The sequence below is a fragment of the Nitrincola lacisaponensis genome (assembly GCF_000691225.1).
GTDB lineage: Bacteria > Pseudomonadota > Gammaproteobacteria > Pseudomonadales > Balneatricaceae > Nitrincola > Nitrincola lacisaponensis.
The window spans coordinates 1-18,245 of sequence record NZ_JMSZ01000042.1 but is presented as its reverse complement, the minus strand read 5'-3'; the positions used below and the strand labels follow the sequence as shown (position 1 = coordinate 18,245).

Here is an 18,245-nt window from a genome sequence, read left to right as displayed (position 1 = left end):
CTGCCCCGCTTCTGCTATCGTATCTGAATGACCGGTCATTCTAAACGAATAACCCCCCTTTAGCGTAGTAGCAGAAACATTTTTTCCATAGACTTTTTCAGGAGAGCCTTATGCAAGTCGCCACCATTGACCATCCCGTAGCAGACTTCACTGCCAAAGCGACCAGTGATACAGAGGTCAAGCTGAGTGAATTGAAAGGTCGCAATGTTGTGCTGTACTTCTACCCTAAAGACAGCACACCGGGATGCACCACCGAAGGTCAGGACTTTCGTGACCTGTACCCGGAATTTCAGAGCCTGGATACCGAGATTTTTGGTGTTTCCCGTGACAGCTTGCGCAGCCATGAAAACTTCCGCAACAAACAGTCCTTTCCGTTTCAGCTGATCAGTGACCCGGATGAAAGCCTGTGCCAGCTCTTTGATGTGATCAAGCTGAAAAAACTCTATGGCAAAGAGTATCTCGGTATTGACCGCAGCACCTTTCTGATCGACAAGCAGGGCATCCTGCGAAAAGAATGGCGCAAGGTCAAAGTCGCCGGACATGCTGCTGAAGTACTGGAACAGGTTAAATCCCTGTCATAAAAACACCCGACCCGGGCCTCAGGATACTGACTCATCCGGAGGCCCCTGACTCTCCTCATGCACATGTTCCAAGGCACGCGGCCAGGCATTGACGATTGACTTAATCAGCGTCGCCAGCGGAATTGCAAAAAAGACCCCAAGCACCCCCCACAGACTACCAAACAGCAGAACTGCAACAATAATCGATACAGGATGCAGGTTCACTGCCTCGGAAAACAGAATGGGAACCAGTACATTGCCATCCAGTGCCTGAATCACAAAGTATGCAATCATCAGGGTAATGAATTCACTGCCCCAACCCCATTGAAAGAATGCAACACCGGCAACCGGCAAGGTCACCACAGCAGCCCCGATATAGGGAATAACCACCGAAAGACCGACCATCAATGCCAGCAATGCCGCATAATTCAGTCCCAGAAACACGAACACAACATAGGACACCGCACCCACAATCAGAATTTCAATCACCTTGCCACGAATATAATTGGCAATCTGCGCATCCATCTCGGTCCAGATACGCCGCATCATATCGCGCTTTTCCGGCAGATAGGCGGTCAGGCTCCCTGCCAGATAATTCCCGTCCTTCATAAAGAAAAATACCAGGATAGGCACCAGAATCAGGTAAATCAGCAAGGCAACAATATTGGTAATCGAATGCAGTGAGAAGGTTAGTGCCCATTGCCAGGCCCGGCCGATTTCACTGGCTGCCATGGCGATCAACTGACGCACCTGCTGTTCAGACACCAGCTCGGGATAACGCTCCGGCAGCAACAGCAACACTTTCTGTATCTCTGACATAATGCGCGGCGTTTCATTCAGCAACGTCAACAACTGTCGCCAGACCTGCGGCAACACCAGCAACATGAATGCCAGAAAAGCCGCCATGAAACTGGTAAACACCAACAGCACAGCCACCTTGTGCGGCATATAGCGAGTACAACGCTGCACAGCCCCCTGCATCAAAAATGCCAGGATAATACTGAAAAACACCGGTGCCAGCGCCTTGCCCAGCGTCAGAATCACCAGCAGCGAAACAGCCAGCAATACAAACAGCAGCAACGCCTCTTCATCGGAAAAGTAACGATGTACCCATTTACTGATAATTTTTAGCATGAAGCCTGCAACTCCTCGAAACCTGTCAGCCGCGGCGGATAATATAAATAAAGCGATCCTGCTCAGTGAACGACTTCAGCAGGGTATGGTCTGATTGATCTGTATAGGCCTTAAAGTCTCTGACCGAGCCGGCATCCGTTGCAATCACCTGCAGCAACTGTCCCGGCACCATACGACTTAATGCCTGTTTAGCTTTTAACAAGGGTAAAGGACAGTTAAGACCACTGGTATCCAATAGCTGATCCGGGTCCGGTAATGATGACATACAAACCTCATTGTTCCACTGTATTCGTAACGTTCAGCTGGTGACAGCTGGACGGAAATGCCACGCTTAGATTAAAGTGCAGCTCATGGTATTACAACTCAACATGATTACAAACAGGCATTCATTCTTGAAAGCAATTCTATCAGCGGTCTTTTTTAGCCTCTGTACAATCGGGTTGATTTATCCATCCCACAGCCACGCATCGACCAATCTTCCCAGTCTCGCAGACCCGACATCGGCTTCAGTATCCCTCTCTTCTGAGTACAGGCTTGGGCGTAACTGGGCAAGAATACTGCGTGGGCGTGCGCCCCTGTTGCAAGATCCGATAACCTTCCATTATCTGGATGAGCTACTCTGGGATCTTGCACCTCACAGCCAATTGACGGATAGACGCCTGGAACTAATTGTTTTAGACAATCCAACATTCAATGCGTTTGCAGTTCCTGGTGGAATTATTGGTGTTCATGCCGGGTTGATTACCGCAGCCGGCTCGGAAGATGAACTGGTATCGGTGCTGGCTCATGAATTGGCACATCTCAGCCAGCGCCATTATGCACAGCGTATCGAGGAAGAGCGTCGTAATCGACCGCTGGTCCTTGCTGGCGTACTGGCCAGCATCCTGATCGCCGCAGCTGATCCACAAGGCGGTGCCGCCGCACTCTCAGGCACTATCGGCGCACAAGCACAAGCACAATTAAGTTTCAGCCGACGCAACGAAGAGGAAGCTGACCGTATCGGTATGCAAACCCTGGTAGCCGCCAACCGGGATCCGAAAGCCATGCCTATGATGTTCTCCAGATTACAGCGCAGCTATCGTTTTTATGGTCAGCGCCCACCTGAGTTTTTGCTCTCGCACCCGGTAACTGAAGCGCGCATAGCTGACTCGCTGAACCGCGCCGAAGCGCTACCGACCGTAACACCTCGTCCCTACACACCCGACTTCGATCTGATTCGCACGCGCATGGAAGTCCACCTGAGCAACCAGCCGGGTGAAATACTGCAGCGTTTTCTGGCTGACAGCCGTGAAAACAGCCATGCCAGATCGCATTACGGTGTTTTACTGGCAGGCATACGTACCGGTGAGCTGAAGCTGGCACGCGAGGCACTTGCCAAGCTCCCTTCAAGCTGGCAACAACACCTGTATGTTCAACTCAGCGGTATCGAACTGCTACTGGCTGAGCATGATTACACTGAAGCCCAGCATCAGTCATCGCAACTGATGGATCTTTATCCTGGTAGCCTGCCCGTGATGAAACTGCATGCCCGAGTGATGCATGAGTCCGGAAGACCGGATCGCGCTATCCCTGTTTACCGGCAGGTTTTGCAAGACTACCCAACAGATGTCGATAGCTGGTATCAGCTTGCTGAGGCAGAAGGACTGGCCGGTAACATCACCGGAGTACATGAAGCACGCATTGAGTATTTTCTGCTCACAGGCAACCTTGACAGCGCGGTACAACAAATTACCTTTGCCAAACGTGAACGCAACCTGAGACCTGCAGATATAGCACGACTGGAGCAGCTGGAAGCCGAAACACTGGAAATCCGCCGCCAGATGAAAGAGGACTTCTGAAGCAGAAGTCCTTCAAGAAGTTTTAACTGCTTACGGGGAAATCCAGCATGCGCTGCAAAGGCAACCGGGCACGCTCAATCAGATTAGTCGACACCTGTATCTCCTGATCGCCACGCAACAGCACATCGCGCAGATTTTCCAGACCATTCATCGCCATCCAGGGGCAATGCGCACAACTGCGACAGGTAGCCCCTGTTCCACCGGTTGGTGCTTCGATCAACACCTTACCAGGCGCAGCCTGCTGCATTTTATAGAAAATGCCGCGATCGGTCGCCACGATAAACATCCGGTTAGGCAAGGTTGCCGCTGCACGAATCAACTGACTGGTTGACCCGACGACATCCGCCATCTCGACCACAGTATCAGGTGACTCCGGATGCACCAGTATCGCTGCTTCGGGATAGACTTTTTTCAGTTCCTGCAGCCCCTTGGCCTTGAACTCCTCATGTACGATACAAGCGCCATCCCACAGCAGCATCTCAGCACCTGTTTTCTGACGCACATAATCGCCCAGGTGCTTATCCGGTGCCCAGATGATCTTCTTTCCCTGGTCTGCCAGATGCTCAACCACCCGCAAGGCAATACTGGAGGTCACCACCCAGTCAGCCCGGGCTTTCACCGCTGCCGAAGTATTGGCATAAACCACCACTTCATGATCCGGGTATTGATCACAAAACGCCGAAAACTCATCCACTGGACAGCCCAGATCCAGTGAACAGGTCGCCTCCAGGGTTGGCATCAGCACCCTCTTTTCCGGGCTGAGTATCTTGGCCGTCTCGCCCATAAAGCGCACGCCTGCCACCAGCAGGGTCGATGCAGGATGCTGACTGCCAAAACGAGCCATTTCCAGTGAATCCGCGACACAACCACCACTTTTTTCTGCCAGCGCCTGAAGAATCGGGTCGGTATAGTAGTGTGCGACCAGGCACGCATCTTTCTGCTTGAGCAGGGAAAGAATTTCATCTGTCAGTTGGGCTTCTTGCTGGGAAGTTAAAGCGCCTGGCAAGTGTTCCTGAGCAAAATGTTCCTGCACAAGAATACGATCCGCCAACTCTCGTTTGGTTAACATGGACAGTTCCGAACTCCGGGTTTAAGGGAAGCAGGCTGCACCGAGAACGGAGCAGCACTCAATCCAGCATTATAACACATGGAAATCCGCGAAAGACCGATCAGTCTTCAGGATTGATAGAGGGTAGGGTCGGCGATACCCGCCTGTTGGAAGCCAACAGCACGCAAACGACAGCTATCACAACGACCACAAGCACGTCCCTGATCATCAGCCTGATAACAGGAAACCGTTTTGGCATAATCCAGCCCCAAACGCACCCCTTCCTGAATAATCTGTGCTTTAGTCAGATCGATCAACGGCGTCACAATCTTGATGGGTGCACCCTCAACTCCCTGTCGGGTTGCCAGTGCAGCCATTGCTTCAAATGCACGAATAAACTCTGGACGGCAATCTGGATAACCAGAATAGTCGACAGCATTGACACCTATAAAAATCGCCTGGGCATCCAGTACCTCAGCCCAGCCAAGCGCCAGTGACAGAAATACTGTATTACGTGCAGGTACATAGGTCAGTGGAATGCCATCAGCGGGGTCTTCAGCAGGTGCACCTTCAGGCATATTCAGGCTGTGATCGGTCAGCGCCGAACCGCCGAAATCCTCCAGATGCAGGCGCAGTACTCGATGCTCTACTGCACCTAACTCTGCAGCCACAGAACGAGCCGCATTCAACTCAGTCAGCGAACGCTGGCCATAATCAAAACTCAGCACGTAGCAGCTATATCCCTGGTCTTTGGCCATTGCCAGGACTGTGGCCGAATCCAGACCACCGGACAGCAACACTACGGCACGCTTACCGCTTGTCATCTTAACTCTCAATCCTCAGTTGCTTTCCACAGGCCGGAAACTTTGCGCCAGGGTGGCAGCTGTACTTTGCGGGTATTCAGTGATGACACGTTGCATCATATGACGTGAACGTTCATGCTCACCCAGGCGTGAAAAGGTTACGCCCAGTTTATAAAGAGTATCGGGCACCTTGTGATGGCCCGGAAACTTCTCCAGCACTGTCTCGAACGCCACTTTAGCCTGTTCTGGCGACTCTTTAGCCAAATGCAACTCACCTAGCCAGTAATACCCGTTAGCGGTATTGGCATGCTCTGGATAACGTCTGACAAACGCATTGAATGCATCAATTGCCGCATCAAATTCGCGTGTCCGTACCAGCGCAAAGGCTTCATCATACGCCTGTTGATCGTTGGCAGAAGCTGGCTCAGCAGCCACCTGTACAGGGTCTGCTTCAGCGGCAGCTTCAACAGGCAGCAGATCAGAAGGCGCCGATAAGGGCGGCAGGGTATCAGAGTCCATCGCTGCCTGCATCAACACACTGAGGCGCCGATCCACATCACGATAGCGTTCGAAGGAGTCTGTTTCCAGGCGGTTCAGCTTGTGCTGTGCCGTCTCCAGCTCACCGCGCAGTTGTCGTACCTCTTCCTGCAACTGATACACCAACTGGATCAGTTCACTCTGGCTTGAGGCACCGGGAAGAGCCGCAGCACTACCTGCCTGCTCCCCACTGCGAATTTCAATCACTGGAACCTGAGCCTGTGCTGACATCGTCAGCACAGCACTCAGACAACCCGCAACTGTGTATTTCAGCGTAGGTTTCATCATCCGTTTATCAGCGGCTCAGGTATCTCAGCTCAACACGACGGTTCTGCGACCAGGCACCTTCATGGTTACCGGCAACTGCAGGACGCTCTTCGCCATAGCTGACAGTTTCGATCTGGCTTGCATTCGCACCGTTAACCAGCAACAGACGTTCTACAGCCTGTGCACGACGCTCACCCAGAGCCATGTTGTACTCGCGAGTACCACGCTCGTCGGTATGACCATCCAGACGAACACGTGCAGATGGATTACCTGCCAGGTAACGTGCATGACCTTCCAGATCAGCAAAGAACTCTGGACGAACAACCGCACGGTCGAACTCGAAGTAGAATACATTTTTCAGGGTTGCAACTTCTTCCCAGCTGCCTGGAGTCACACCTGTACCGGTGCCAACACCGTATGCACTGGTGTCTCCGCCTGTACCACTTACAGCACCGGAATCACTACGGCTACCAGTAGAACTACAACCCGCAGCAATCGCCATTACAGCAGCCAGCGTCAGCGCTTTAGTCAAATGAACAGAACGCATTTTTTTCTCCTGTTGCTGACACTCACATCAGCAAATCAATAAAAGGTTGATACAATTTATTTCAAAAATGGCGACCACGCCGGTTCACGGACATCCCCTTGCGGAATAGGCATATTGAATCGGATACGCCCATCCAGTGAAACCGCAGCCAAAATGCCGCGTCCATTGTCCTGCGTAGCGTACATCACAATGCTACCGTTAGGTGCGATGCTCGGAGACTCATCGTAATCGCTGTTGGTTAAAATATCCAGACGTCCGCTCTTGAGATCCTGAACAGCTATCTGGAAACGACGTGAACTGCCACGGTGAACCATGGTCAGAAAACGCCCATCCTGCGTGAGACGTCCGCGGGCATTGTAACTGCCTTCGTATGTCACACGTTCCACTGCTCGCGAGGCCAGATCCATCCGGTAGATCTGTGGAGAGCCTCCGCGGTCAGAGGTGAAGAATAAGGAACGGCCATCCGGGGACCAGAATGGCTCAGTATCAATGGCTGAATTTTGTGTCATCCGATCAAGTGCACGCGTGCGCAGATCCAGCACATAAATTTCCGGGTTACCATCTTTCGACAGCACCATGGCCAGCTTGTTACCATCAGGAGACCAGGCAGGAGCGCCATTCAGTCCAGGGAAAGACTGAATCTGCTCACGCTGCCCGGTAGCCAAATGCTGAATGTAAATCACGGGTCGAGTGGTTTCAAATGATACATATGCCAGTTTCGAGCCATCAAATGACCAGGCAGGTGACAGAATCGGTTCATTTGATTCCAGTACAGTGCGCGACCGTTCGCCATCCCAGTCAGCCATATGCAGACGATAACGACGATTCTGGGCATCCCGACTATCAGATGTCACGTACACAATACGCGTGGAAAAAGCACCTTTAATACCAGTCAGCTCCTCAAACACCACATCCGAAATAAAGTGCGCGGCATCACGCAGATTGTTTCGTCCGGCAGACACTTCACGAGTCAGCAAGCGTTGCTCCTTCAACACATCATAGAGTTCAAAGGTAATTTTAACCTCATCTCCGGAGTGCGGCTGTATACGCCCAATAACCAGGTAATCCTGGTTCATCATCCGCCAGTCACGGAAAAACACCTGCTCTTCACGATCCGGAAAGCTCAACATATTCTGGCGATTCATAGAGCGGAAAAAACCGCTCCGCCCCAGGTTCTGGCTGACAATCGCAGCAACATCTTCAGCCAGAGCTGATTCACCCGCCCAGCTGAAAGGTGCAACTGCAACTGGAACAGGACTGTCGACCCCCTGGGTCACTTCCACGACCAATTGCTGCGCCATCAAACCCGAGCTAAAAAACACAATCAATGCACAGATAAATCGTTTTAACATTTGCATTACCATCTTAACCCTTCAGGTCTGAAGTTTATCTGAATACGTCTCAGGCGACGTTCAAATAACATAGGATCCACCTCCGCCACCCTGGGCAAACGCTCAGTACGGCGCACTGCCTGCTCGACTGACCGATCAAATGCCATATCGCCACTGCTGCGTAAAATACGCACATCAACAATATCGCCTGTCGGTGTCAGATGAATCTCTACCGTGGCATACATCCCCTGACGGGCTGTTGCCGGTATATTCCAGTTACGCTCCAGCATGGCCTGGATGTAAGATCCTATATCACCCACCACTGCATCCGCTGCGGCCTGGGCTGCAGCGCGTGCAGCCTCGGCCTCGCGCTGCCGAGCTTCTTCTGCTGCTCTGGCAGCCTCTTCCTGACGTCGCCGCTCTTCCTGTGCACGACGTTCAGTTTCCTGTCGACGCTGTTCCTCCGCCCTGCGCTGCTCTTCGGCTCGCCGCTGCTCTTCAGCGCGCCTTTGCTCCTCCGCCCGCCGTTGCTCTTCCGCACGGCGCTGCTGTTCGGCAGCCTCTTGCTGCTGTCGCTCCTGCTCAGCACGCAAACGTGATTCAGCTTCCCGCTGAGCCGTTAACTCTTGCTGACGACGCTGTTCCGCTTCCTGCTCTCGCCGTTGCTGTTCCTGTCGCTGCTGCTCTGCCTGACGCTGCTGCTCGGCTTGGCGTTGCTGCTCTTCCTGACGTTGCTGCTCGGCCTGGCGTTGCTGCTCAGCCTGACGCTGCTGCTCCTCCTGACGTTGCTGTTCGGCCTGACGAGCCTGCTCTTGCGCCCTTGCCTGCTCAGCTGCCTGCTGCGCTGCAGCCTGATCCGGTTGCAGACTACTGAGATCTATCATACGCGCCTGAACATGACGAGGCTGCGGGCGTGGGGGCTCAGAAAAATCAAACCACTGGCCTGCAATTAGCGCCAACATTGCCAGATGCACCAGTGTCGCCAGCACAACTGGCGATACATAACTGCGATAATTATCCACGCCGGACCTACTCAGTGACCAGACCCACACTGGGTGCGCCCGCCTGCTGCAAAAGCACCATCAGCTGCACAACCCGGTCATAGGTCACATTTTTATCCCCCCTGACAAGCAGGAGTTTATTCGGATTTTCACTCAGCACACTGCTGATACGCTGACTGACCACTTCACCATCCACTGCTTCTGAATCAGAGCCACCGACATTGATGTAGTAGTTACCGTCCCGATCGACCGTTACAATCAACGGTTCCTGATCGTCCGTTTCAACAGGATCAGCCGTCGCCTGAGGTAGATCCACGTCCACCCCCTGAGTCAGCATCGGCGTTGTCAGCATAAAAATTACCAATAACACCACCATCACCTCAATGTAGGGTACCACATTGATTTCGGCGTTTAGGTTACGCTTTTTCCGTGTACGCCATTCCATCGTCAGACCTCAAAGCGCATGCAGGCGACGGTAGAGTATGCTGGAAAACTCATCCGCAAAGGTTTCATAATTGCTAAGCAGTGATTCCGACTGAGCCGCAAAGCGGTTGTAGGCAATTACAGCCGGAATCGCAGCAAACAAGCCAAGGGCTGTTGTAATCAGAGCCTCAGCAATACCCGGTGCCACAACAGGTAAAGTCGCATGGGGTACAGTAGCAAGACCACGAAATGAGTTCATAATTCCCCAAACCGTACCAAAAAGTCCCATGTAGGGTGTTGTAGAACCTACGGTTGCAAGGAAAGGCAGGTGTTTTTGCAACTTTTCTTCTTCACGGGAAATTGCCACACGCATACGTCGCTGTATGCCATTCATGACAACATCGGGTTCAGCCTTACCCTGCTGAGTCAGACGAGTAAACTCTTTCAACCCTGCACGAAAAATGTTTTCTGCCCCACAGTTTTCATTAGGGTGCTGACTGACTTCCCGATACAGCTGTCCCAGATCTGCACCTGACCAGAAACGCTCTTCAAACGCTCGCATTGAGCGCTGCGCAGAGCGAATGACCGAGCGGCGCTGAAAGATCATCACCCAGGAAACAAATGAGGTGATCATCAAAGCCAACATGATGAGCTGTACGATAAAACTGGCATCAACAACCAGCGACCAGATGGATAACTTGTCTTGCACGGTTCACTCCTAACCTGATATAAGGCAGGCGCTCACAATAGCAGTCGCAAAAATTAATACAAGTAGGAACAGCCCCAGAAAGGGCCAGAAATGAGGTTTTTTTTACACAACGGGGGAAGGTATGAACTAGCCCTGTTTTGCGCTACAGGACAGACAGCAACTGGTAGTAGGCTCTGCCTTGAGACGATTCAGCTCAATAGCTTCACCACAGATTTTACAGCGCCCAAAACTGCCAATATCAATACGCTTGATCGCTTCTTCACAGGCACGCAGCTCAACCAGTAAATGCCCTTGTTGTGACTCTTTTCCTGCCGCCTCTGCAAGCTCCTGCATCAGCACAGCATGCAGTTGCAATAACTCACGGCGGCAATCACTGAGGAAGCGGTCTTTAACTAAAGCCGACATACATCTCACCCTGTTACTTGTCTTGATAGTGACTCAATCACGAAGCGTTTCAGACAATAGTAACAGGGCGTTGACGTCAAACCTTGATCAGGATCATGCAAGCCCCTATTCACCTAGAGGTTTTTCAATTCCAAAGTGCCGGTAGGCGTGATCTGTGACCACCCGTCCCCGCGGTGTACGCATCACGTAACCCTGCTGAATCAGGTAGGGCTCCAGTACATCCTCTATAGTATCTCGCTCTTCACTGATGGCGGCAGCCAGGCTGTCGACGCCTACCGGTCCGCCGCCAAATTTTTCAATCATGGCCAGCAGCATACGCCGATCCATATGATCGAAGCCGCGCTCATCCACATTCAGCATATTCAGCGCCAGATCAGCCAGCTCCAGTGTAATTTCACCATTTCCCCGAACTTCAGCATAATCCCGCGCACGGCGCAGTAAACGGTTGGCAATCCTCGGCGTACCACGTGCCCGACGAGCGATTTCACGTGCTCCTTCGGGAGCGATCGGCGTGCCAGTCAGGCGTGCGGCACGGCTGACAATACGTGTCAGATCATCCACTGAGTAGAATTCGAGACGCTGCACAATACCAAAACGATCCCGCAAAGGAGATGTCAGCAACCCGGCACGCGTTGTCGCACCTACCAAAGTGAAAGGAGGCAGATCTATCTTGATTGAGCGCGCAGCGGGGCCCTCGCCAATCATGATATCCAACTGATAATCCTCCATCGCCGGATAAAGAATCTCCTCAACATTGGGGCTCAAGCGGTGAATTTCATCGATAAACAGCACATCACCCGGCTCCAGATTGGTGAGCATGGCGGCTACATCACCCGCTTTTTCCAATACCGGTCCGGAGGTCGTACGTATCTGACTCCCCATCTCATTGGCAATAATATTGGCCAGCGTGGTTTTACCCAGGCCCGGTGGACCGAAAATCAACGTATGATCCAGCGCTTCCGAACGCTTACGTGCAGCATGGATAAAAATCTCCATCTGCTCCCGTACAACGGGCTGTCCTTCATAGTCCTGCAGCGTCTGAGGACGTACCGTCCGGTCCTGTACTTCTTCAACAGCACCGCTAGCCAGCGGGGTAATAAAACGATCAGCTTCTATCATGCGTTATCCCCGTTATGGACTGATCATGGCGCGCAACGCCTGACGAATCAGATCTTCAGCCGACGCTTCGGCACCCAGGGTCCGACTGGCCTGCTCCACAGAGCGGGTCGCCTGAGCAGGCTTATAACCCAGAGCCACCAGAGCAGTTTCTGCTTCACGCCGTTCATCCACCACCGGAGACGCAGATTCTGCCAACGGTAAAGGTACGTCATTCATCAACTTAAGCCCGGATGGCTGACTGCTAAAGGACTTCAAACGATCCTTCATCTCGATAATCAGGCGCTCAGCCGTTTTACGACCCACGCCGGGCAACTTCACCAGGGTCGCAACATCTTCATACTCGACACACCGGATAAAAGCATCACCACTGGTACCGGAAAGAATGGTCAACGCCAGCTTAGGTCCCACCCCGTTGGTTTTGATCAGTTCGCGAAACAGACTGCGCTCCTGTCGATCGGTGAAGCCATACAGCAACTGCGCATCTTCACGTACCACCAGATGGGTATAGATAGCTACTTCCTCACCCACCTCCGGCAAGCGGTAAAAAGTATTCATGGAAGCTTCCACTTCATACCCAACCCCGCCGACATCCAGCATCAATGATGGCGGATGTTTTTCCAACAAGCGGCCCCGCAAATAACCTATCATGATGATTCATCATCCTTTTTGATATGACGTACTGTCCAGCGTTTGCGTCGGCCCAGCAAGACTCGACGCGGTGTGCGGTCGATGCCCGCCACCACAAACACCGGCAGACGAAAACCGCTGTATATCGCCAGCAAGCGGATTACAAAAATCAAAGTCATCGCCGATAATGCCAGCAGGTTGGCATCCAGATGACCATGTAAAAGCACATAAAAACTGGCACCGATCAATGCACAGGTGGCATAGAATTCATCCTGCTGCAGAATACCCGGAATCCGACCTGTGAGTACATCCCTGATCACACCACCGGCACAGCCGGTACTGATACCCATAATGACAGCAATTAATGGTGAGAACCCTAACGCCATTGCCTTTTCGGCACCGGCGATGGCAAACAATGCCAGACCCGCCGCATCCAGCACCAGCAAGGCACGTCGTGGCAACACCCAGAAGCGACAATAACCGAATGTCAGCAATGCGGCGCCAATAGCGGCCCACAGCAACAAGGGATCCGCAATCCAGATCAGGGGGTGGGCATTGAGTGCCAGATCCCTCAGGGTACCTCCACCCAGAGACGTCGCCAGGGCCAGCACCATCACGCCAAACAGGTCGATCTGCTTGCCTCGTGCCGCCAGTACACCGGTAATGGAAAAGATGGCAATCCCGAACAGATCGGCGAAATAGACAAAGCGCTCCAGTTCCAGATCGATCATCGCCAACGCCCTCCCTTACCGGAATGCTGTCCGGCGAGGCTGATCAGACTGCGCCTGGCATGCGCATGACACAGCGCAATAGCCAGGGCATCCGCTGCATCCGCCTGAGGCAAACCCGGCAACTTCAGCAAACGGGCCACCATCTGTTGCACCTGAGTCTTGTCTGCAGCACCCGATCCGACCACCGACTGCTTGACCTTGCGTGCCGAATATTCATACACCGGCAAGGACTGGTTTGCTGCAGCCACGATCGCCACACCTCGCGCCTGCCCCAGTTTCAATGCAGAATCGGCATTACGCGCCATAAACACCTGCTCAATCGCAAACTCCTGGGGCAGGTAGCGCTCAATCACTTCGCTGACGCCGGCATACACCTGCTGCAGGCGTTCAGCCAGCTCACCCTCGCGAATGCGGATGCAGCCACTGGCAACATACTCATTATGGCCGTTCACGCTATTGATCAGACCATATCCGGTAATGCGGGAACCGGGATCAATGCCCAGCAGTATCATACCCGCGACCTCAAGCCAACCACCGGTTCAGGATCATTGCATCGCCTCTTCCGGGATATCGGCATTGTGAAACACATTCTGGGTATCATCCAGATCTTCCAGTGCATCCAGCAACTTCAACGCTTTCTGCCCACCATCCAGATCAAGCGCTACGGTGGTGGACGGAATCATCCCCGTCTCAGCGTGCACCGGCTCAAAACCCGCCTCAACCAATGCCTGTTTAACATCCATAAATTCAGCGATGCTGGTGAAGACATCAATCGAACCGTCATCATTCGTAACGATATCATCCGCCCCTGCCTCCAGCGCAACTTCCATGATCTGATCTTCATCCACCCCCGGCTCGAAGCTGATCTGGCCTTTCTTATCAAACAGATATGAAACCGAGCCATTGGTACCCAAATTACCACCGTGTTTGGTAAACGCTGCACGTACCTGCGATACGGTGCGATTCACGTTATCGGTCATGCACTCCACCAGAATAGCGACACCGTTGGGGCCATAGCCTTCATAGGTCAACTCATCATAATTGTCACCTTCAGCACCGCCGGCCCCGCGCTGAATCGCCTTCTCGATGGTGTCTTTTTTCATATTGGCGCCCAGCGCCTTATCGACCGCAGCCCGAAGACGGGGGTTATCCTCAATACTGCCGCCGCCCTCTTTGGCCGAAACGGTTAACTCACGAATCAGCTTAGTAAAAATCTTGCCACGCTTGGCGTCCTGAGCCGCTTTGCGATGCTTGATATTGGCCCACTTTGAATGACCTGCCATAGACACTACCTCATTAACAAAGAAGGGGCTCGCAAGCCCCTGTATTTCGTCGATCACTCCGACCGGAGCGACTGTCACATCACTCTTAAGGAGTTTTGCGCAGTTTGATATTCAACTCACGCAGCTGAGCTGCACTGACCTCGCCCGGCGCATCGGTCAACAAGCAGGCTGCGCTCTGTGTTTTCGGGAAAGCAATCACTTCACGAATCGATGCAGATCCGGTCATCAGCATCACCAGGCGATCCAGACCAAACGCCAAACCACCGTGTGGTGGCGCACCATAACGCAGCGCATTCAGCAGGAAGCCAAATTTCTCTTCCGCTTCTTCATCACTGATACCCAGCACCTTGAATACGGCACGCTGCATGGTCTGATCGTGGATACGGACAGAACCGCCACCCAATTCAGTACCATTCAGGACCATGTCATAGGCACGGGACAATTTACCTTCGGGTGCAGCGATCAACTCATCCGGCGTGCAGCTGGGTGAGGTGAAGGGGTGGTGCAGTGCCGTCAGGCCACCGTTACCGTCCTCTTCGAACATCGGGAAGTCCACCACCCACAGCGGCGCCCATTCACACTGATGCATTTTCAGGTCTTCACCGACCTTGATACGCAGTGCACCCAGGGCTTCATTCACAATCTTGGCTTTGTCAGCACCGAAGAATACCAGATCACCGTTCTGTGCTCCCAGGCGCTCCATAATCTGCAGGGCAACAGTCTCACCAAGGAATTTAACAATCGGTGACTGCAAACCTTCTGCACCCGTCTCCAGCGCATTGACCTTGATCCAGGCCAGGCCTTTGGCACCATAAATACTGACAAACTTGGTGTAGTCATCAATCTGCTTACGCGTCAGCTCTGCACCACCTGGCACTTTCAGAGCAGCAACACGTCCCTTCGGATCTGTAGCAGGCGCTGCAAATACCTTGAAGTCGACCTCGGCAACCAGGTCAGCAACATCCACCAGCTCCATCGGAATACGCAAATCAGGCTTATCCGAACCGTAACGCTGCATGGCTTCTGAATACGGCATCCGCGGGAAATCGCCCAGATCCACATTCAGTTGCTCCAGAAACAATCCACGAATCATCTGCTCAGTGATACCCATGATCCCCTCTTCATCCATAAAGGAGGTCTCAATATCAATCTGGGTAAACTCAGGCTGGCGATCCGCACGCAGATCTTCATCACGGAAACATTTGGCGATCTGGTAATAGCGATCAAACCCGGACACCATCAACAACTGTTTGAACAGCTGTGGAGACTGTGGCAGCGCAAAGAAATGGCCTTCATGCGTACGACTGGGTACCAAATAGTCACGTGCACCCTCAGGCGTCGCACGTGTCAGGATCGGGGTTTCAATATCCAGGAAGCCATTTTCTTCCAGATAGTTACGGATATAGTGTGTAATTTTGGAACGGAAACGCAATTTGCGCTGAATTTCAGGACGGCGCAAATCGATAAAACGGTTACGCAGGCGAACATCTTCACCCACCTGCTGATGCTCATCCAGCTGGAAAGGCGGTGTATCTGCCTTGTTCAGAATGACCAGCTCTTTGCCCAGCACTTCGATAGCGCCCGTAGCCATGTCCGGATTTTCAGTTCCTGCGGGACGCGCACGCACCAGGCCCTGAATCTCGATCACATACTCATTGCGCACGCTGTCTGCCAGTGCAAAACTGGCTTCACGATCCGGGTCAAATACCACCTGGGTAATGCCTTCACGATCTCTGACATCCAGGAAAATGACGCCCCCATGATCCCGACGGCGGTGTACCCACCCCGATAACGTAATGTCCTGACCGATGTGTTCTGTGCGAAGATCGCCGCAATAGTGGCTGCGCATGATTGATAGTTCCTGTTTCCGTCACGGTAAAAGCAAATTGGCGCAGAATTATACCCTATATTCGCGATGCTGACAGCGTTGTATTGCCAATTATCTTGCCGCGAATCCCCTAACATCTGCCAAACCCAGCTTGAAAACCTTTCATACAAAGACAACAAGCACGCGAGGCAATCAAGGGACAATTGACAAACAGCAAAAACCTGTGCAACCATGAATATTGGTGTTTTCTACCAATGGACGCAAGGCACAATATGGACATGTATCAGCCCACCATCACCTCATGTGTTTATCATTTCCAAGATGTAAAAATAGGGAAGCGCTGCCTTAAATGGCGCACAGCTCTCCTATGACGCCTTTTATTGGCTTCTGCCGTATTTCACGCGGAGACGATCTTTTTGAGCTTGTAGCTGCCGTACTGTGTAACAATCCCACTGAATTTGAACAATACGTCAGCGCAGAACTTGCACAAGAAGGATACTGGCTTCACTGGGCTAACAATGTCATGCCATTGGAAAAATGGACAGCCCGCTACCCGACACACTGGGGTGCTGTTTTAGCCGATGGACTGACTTCTCAACATCCGGTAGTCATGGGTCCAATTACCCCCCTGAAACAAGCCACTCCTCCCCTGAAGGATTGGCTAAACGTCAACCTAATCGGTTCAGTCGTACCATTAGACTTTCAATTCGCTGTTGACCCACCCAAAACGGTCCCGGATATACTTCTTGAACCGCTTTTCGGTCAACCCGAGCCAGCTATCGAAGCAGACCGCCTAAATACCTACGCAGTACTGGATGCATCTAAGTTTCCGTACATACTACCCGAACTACTGGAACATTCAGACCTGCACTTTCAATCACTTTTTCAGGGAGAGGCCCAAGCTGAGATAGGCACACATGCTCCCTATCTGGTCCAGTTATTAAAGGACAATCATTTCACGCGCCGACTCTTTACAGGGCCCGAGGGAGTTAATGGAATATGGCATAGAGTATCGGGTCTATTCATTCGTACCAGTGCCGACTTTAATACGCTTCGGCATCACTTACGCAAATTCACCCGTGTGCAGGATGAACAAGGCAAATGGTTTTACTTCCGCTTTTGGGAAGCAGGTGTCAGTGCTCGATCCCTCTGGCTGGGAAACCATGTTGATCTACACCCTCTGATCTCCCCTTTTTTCCCAGACTCACTGAAACCTCAAGTCATCGTAATGCTTGATGATGAAGCTGTTCAGCTATCTCGCATTCCTGGTACCAAACCCAGCAGATCCACACCTTTATTTACTCAGAGCGCGCGTAGTGCCATGAGAGATATACGACGTACCTTACAATTTCAAGAGCTTATTGAGATCGCACTCACACATGCAGGTATTACAGATGCTGCTGCAATTGAGACCGCTACTCAACAACTCAATCAACTTCGCTCATTGTTTTTCTCTCTGGGCTTCTGGCGACGAGATCACTTGGTCAAACTGTGTGTGTGGGAGCTACTGCTCGGCCCAAATTTTTTACGTAACTTCGCACAAGGCCGTGTATGGGAAGTATGTCAGTTACAAAAACCTCCTCATGAAACCCTGTCCATACTGACTGAACTCATCAAGGAAGAAGGTGAAATCCATGCCGATGAGTCAGATGAAACTTAATACCCGACAACTATCCGGCTCCACCCTGATTATCCTCATATTACTGGCAGCCGCCGTGGCTCTTTGGCTATGGCTGCTGGATCGACCCGGATCATTGAGCCTTAGGTTTCAGTCGCATGCCGTCACCCCCTCCGTGAAACAACTGGTCATTAATGATCGTCGGGTGATGGCGCGGGCATCTGTCACCGGGCGCAATGAAAACGGTCCGGCAAGCTATGCGCATCGCTTTACTGACCGGATGGATTACAGAGTCCTTTGGTATGACTTTGTCGAAAAGCAAGCCTGGCAGGCTGAGTTCTCGGTGCGTGGATGTGACTTATCCACCTTTGGTGATAGGAGAGAACACGCCGTTTTGAAAGTAACTGTGGGGCCTGGAGCCGATGTTACCGTGGGA

General features: G+C 52.3%; 21 protein-coding genes. 4 read left to right on the top strand and 17 right to left on the bottom strand.

Features of this window, described 5'->3' with window-relative positions; translation table 11 throughout:
• Positions 1 to 110 precede the first annotated feature (110 nt).
• Positions 111 to 581 (top strand): peroxiredoxin, encoded by a 471-nt coding sequence (locus tag ADINL_RS14260; RefSeq protein WP_036549565.1) that lies wholly within the window; start codon positions 111 to 113, stop codon positions 579 to 581.
• 18 nt (positions 582 to 599) lie between these two features.
• Here ADINL_RS14260 and ADINL_RS14255 read toward each other — a convergent pair whose 3' ends face one another.
• Together ADINL_RS14255 and ADINL_RS14250 are read right to left on the bottom strand one after the other, a co-directional pair.
• Positions 600 to 1,694, bottom strand: a complete 1,095-nt coding sequence (locus ADINL_RS14255; RefSeq protein WP_036549563.1) for an AI-2E family transporter — start codon at positions 1,692 to 1,694, stop codon at positions 600 to 602.
• 25 nt (positions 1,695 to 1,719) lie between these two features.
• Positions 1,720 to 1,959 carry a sulfurtransferase TusA family protein gene (locus tag ADINL_RS14250; protein ID WP_036549561.1) on the bottom strand — a complete coding sequence of 80 codons (240 nt, stop codon included), beginning with the start codon at positions 1,957 to 1,959 and terminating at the stop codon, positions 1,720 to 1,722.
• A gap of 127 nt (positions 1,960 to 2,086) precedes the next feature.
• On the opposite strand from ADINL_RS14250, the gene ADINL_RS14245 reads away from it, so the two are divergent.
• The gene (locus ADINL_RS14245) at positions 2,087 to 3,532 is read left to right on the top strand and encodes a M48 family metalloprotease (RefSeq protein ID WP_239644397.1); all 1,446 of its coding nucleotides are present in this window, start codon (positions 2,087 to 2,089) and stop codon (positions 3,530 to 3,532) included.
• A 22-nt stretch (positions 3,533 to 3,554) separates the two neighbouring features.
• Here ADINL_RS14245 and nadA read toward each other — a convergent pair whose 3' ends face one another.
• The 15 genes from nadA to aspS all read right to left on the bottom strand — a co-directional run bounded on the left by nadA (position 3,555) and on the right by aspS (position 16,212).
• Entirely contained in the window at positions 3,555 to 4,601 is a 1,047-nt protein-coding gene (nadA, locus tag ADINL_RS14240) for a quinolinate synthase NadA (protein ID WP_036549557.1), read from the bottom strand.
• 107 nt (positions 4,602 to 4,708) lie between these two features.
• Positions 4,709 to 5,404 (bottom strand): 7-cyano-7-deazaguanine synthase QueC, encoded by a 696-nt coding sequence (queC, locus tag ADINL_RS14235; RefSeq protein ID WP_036549554.1) that lies wholly within the window; start codon positions 5,402 to 5,404, stop codon positions 4,709 to 4,711.
• A gap of 15 nt (positions 5,405 to 5,419) precedes the next feature.
• Positions 5,420 to 6,208 carry a tol-pal system protein YbgF gene (gene ybgF, locus ADINL_RS14230; protein ID WP_084154542.1) on the bottom strand — a complete coding sequence of 263 codons (789 nt, stop codon included), beginning with the start codon at positions 6,206 to 6,208 and terminating at the stop codon, positions 5,420 to 5,422.
• Positions 6,209 to 6,215: 7 nt separating this feature from the next.
• Positions 6,216 to 6,734, bottom strand: a complete 519-nt coding sequence (pal, locus tag ADINL_RS14225; protein ID WP_036549548.1) for a peptidoglycan-associated lipoprotein Pal — start codon at positions 6,732 to 6,734, stop codon at positions 6,216 to 6,218.
• A gap of 56 nt (positions 6,735 to 6,790) precedes the next feature.
• The gene (tolB, locus tag ADINL_RS14220; RefSeq protein WP_036550202.1) at positions 6,791 to 8,086 is read right to left on the bottom strand and encodes a Tol-Pal system beta propeller repeat protein TolB; all 1,296 of its coding nucleotides are present in this window, start codon (positions 8,084 to 8,086) and stop codon (positions 6,791 to 6,793) included.
• A 5-nt stretch (positions 8,087 to 8,091) separates the two neighbouring features.
• Entirely contained in the window at positions 8,092 to 9,087 is a 996-nt protein-coding gene (tolA, locus tag ADINL_RS14215; protein WP_051632855.1) for a cell envelope integrity protein TolA, read from the bottom strand.
• A 7-nt stretch (positions 9,088 to 9,094) separates the two neighbouring features.
• Positions 9,095 to 9,511, bottom strand: a complete 417-nt coding sequence (tolR, locus tag ADINL_RS14210; RefSeq protein WP_036549545.1) for a protein TolR — start codon at positions 9,509 to 9,511, stop codon at positions 9,095 to 9,097.
• A gap of 9 nt (positions 9,512 to 9,520) precedes the next feature.
• On the bottom strand, positions 9,521 to 10,198 hold the full coding sequence (gene tolQ, locus ADINL_RS14205; protein ID WP_036549543.1) for a protein TolQ: 678 nt from the start codon (positions 10,196 to 10,198) through the stop codon (positions 9,521 to 9,523).
• Between the two features lie 126 nt (positions 10,199 to 10,324).
• Positions 10,325 to 10,603, bottom strand: a complete 279-nt coding sequence (locus ADINL_RS16100; protein ID WP_051632854.1) for a TraR/DksA family transcriptional regulator — start codon at positions 10,601 to 10,603, stop codon at positions 10,325 to 10,327.
• Between the two features lie 105 nt (positions 10,604 to 10,708).
• Complete coding sequence (gene ruvB / locus ADINL_RS14195; RefSeq protein ID WP_036549541.1) at positions 10,709 to 11,722, bottom strand: Holliday junction branch migration DNA helicase RuvB; 1,014 nt, start codon at positions 11,720 to 11,722, stop codon at positions 10,709 to 10,711.
• Positions 11,723 to 11,734: 12 nt separating this feature from the next.
• Entirely contained in the window at positions 11,735 to 12,370 is a 636-nt protein-coding gene (ruvA, locus tag ADINL_RS14190) for a Holliday junction branch migration protein RuvA (protein WP_036549539.1), read from the bottom strand.
• Complete coding sequence (locus ADINL_RS14185) at positions 12,367 to 13,080, bottom strand: trimeric intracellular cation channel family protein (RefSeq protein WP_084154541.1); 714 nt, start codon at positions 13,078 to 13,080, stop codon at positions 12,367 to 12,369. Before ADINL_RS14185 ends, ruvA begins: the two co-directional genes overlap by 4 nt.
• On the bottom strand, positions 13,077 to 13,592 hold the full coding sequence (ruvC, locus tag ADINL_RS14180) for a crossover junction endodeoxyribonuclease RuvC (RefSeq protein WP_036549536.1): 516 nt from the start codon (positions 13,590 to 13,592) through the stop codon (positions 13,077 to 13,079). Before ruvC ends, ADINL_RS14185 begins: the two co-directional genes overlap by 4 nt.
• Before the next feature lie 33 nt (positions 13,593 to 13,625).
• On the bottom strand, positions 13,626 to 14,363 hold the full coding sequence (locus ADINL_RS14175; RefSeq protein WP_036549534.1) for a YebC/PmpR family DNA-binding transcriptional regulator: 738 nt from the start codon (positions 14,361 to 14,363) through the stop codon (positions 13,626 to 13,628).
• 85 nt (positions 14,364 to 14,448) lie between these two features.
• Complete coding sequence (aspS, locus tag ADINL_RS14170) at positions 14,449 to 16,212, bottom strand: aspartate--tRNA ligase (protein WP_036549531.1); 1,764 nt, start codon at positions 16,210 to 16,212, stop codon at positions 14,449 to 14,451.
• Positions 16,213 to 16,558: 346 nt separating this feature from the next.
• On the opposite strand from aspS, the gene ADINL_RS14165 reads away from it, so the two are divergent.
• Both ADINL_RS14165 and ADINL_RS14160 read left to right on the top strand, forming a co-directional pair.
• On the top strand, positions 16,559 to 17,851 hold the full coding sequence (locus ADINL_RS14165) for a DUF4123 domain-containing protein (RefSeq protein ID WP_161667757.1): 1,293 nt from the start codon (positions 16,559 to 16,561) through the stop codon (positions 17,849 to 17,851).
• Positions 17,832 to 18,245, top strand: a 414-nt coding sequence (locus tag ADINL_RS14160; RefSeq protein WP_152547694.1) for a hypothetical protein, incomplete at its 3' end; no start/stop codon positions are given. The genes ADINL_RS14165 and ADINL_RS14160, both read left to right, overlap by 20 nt.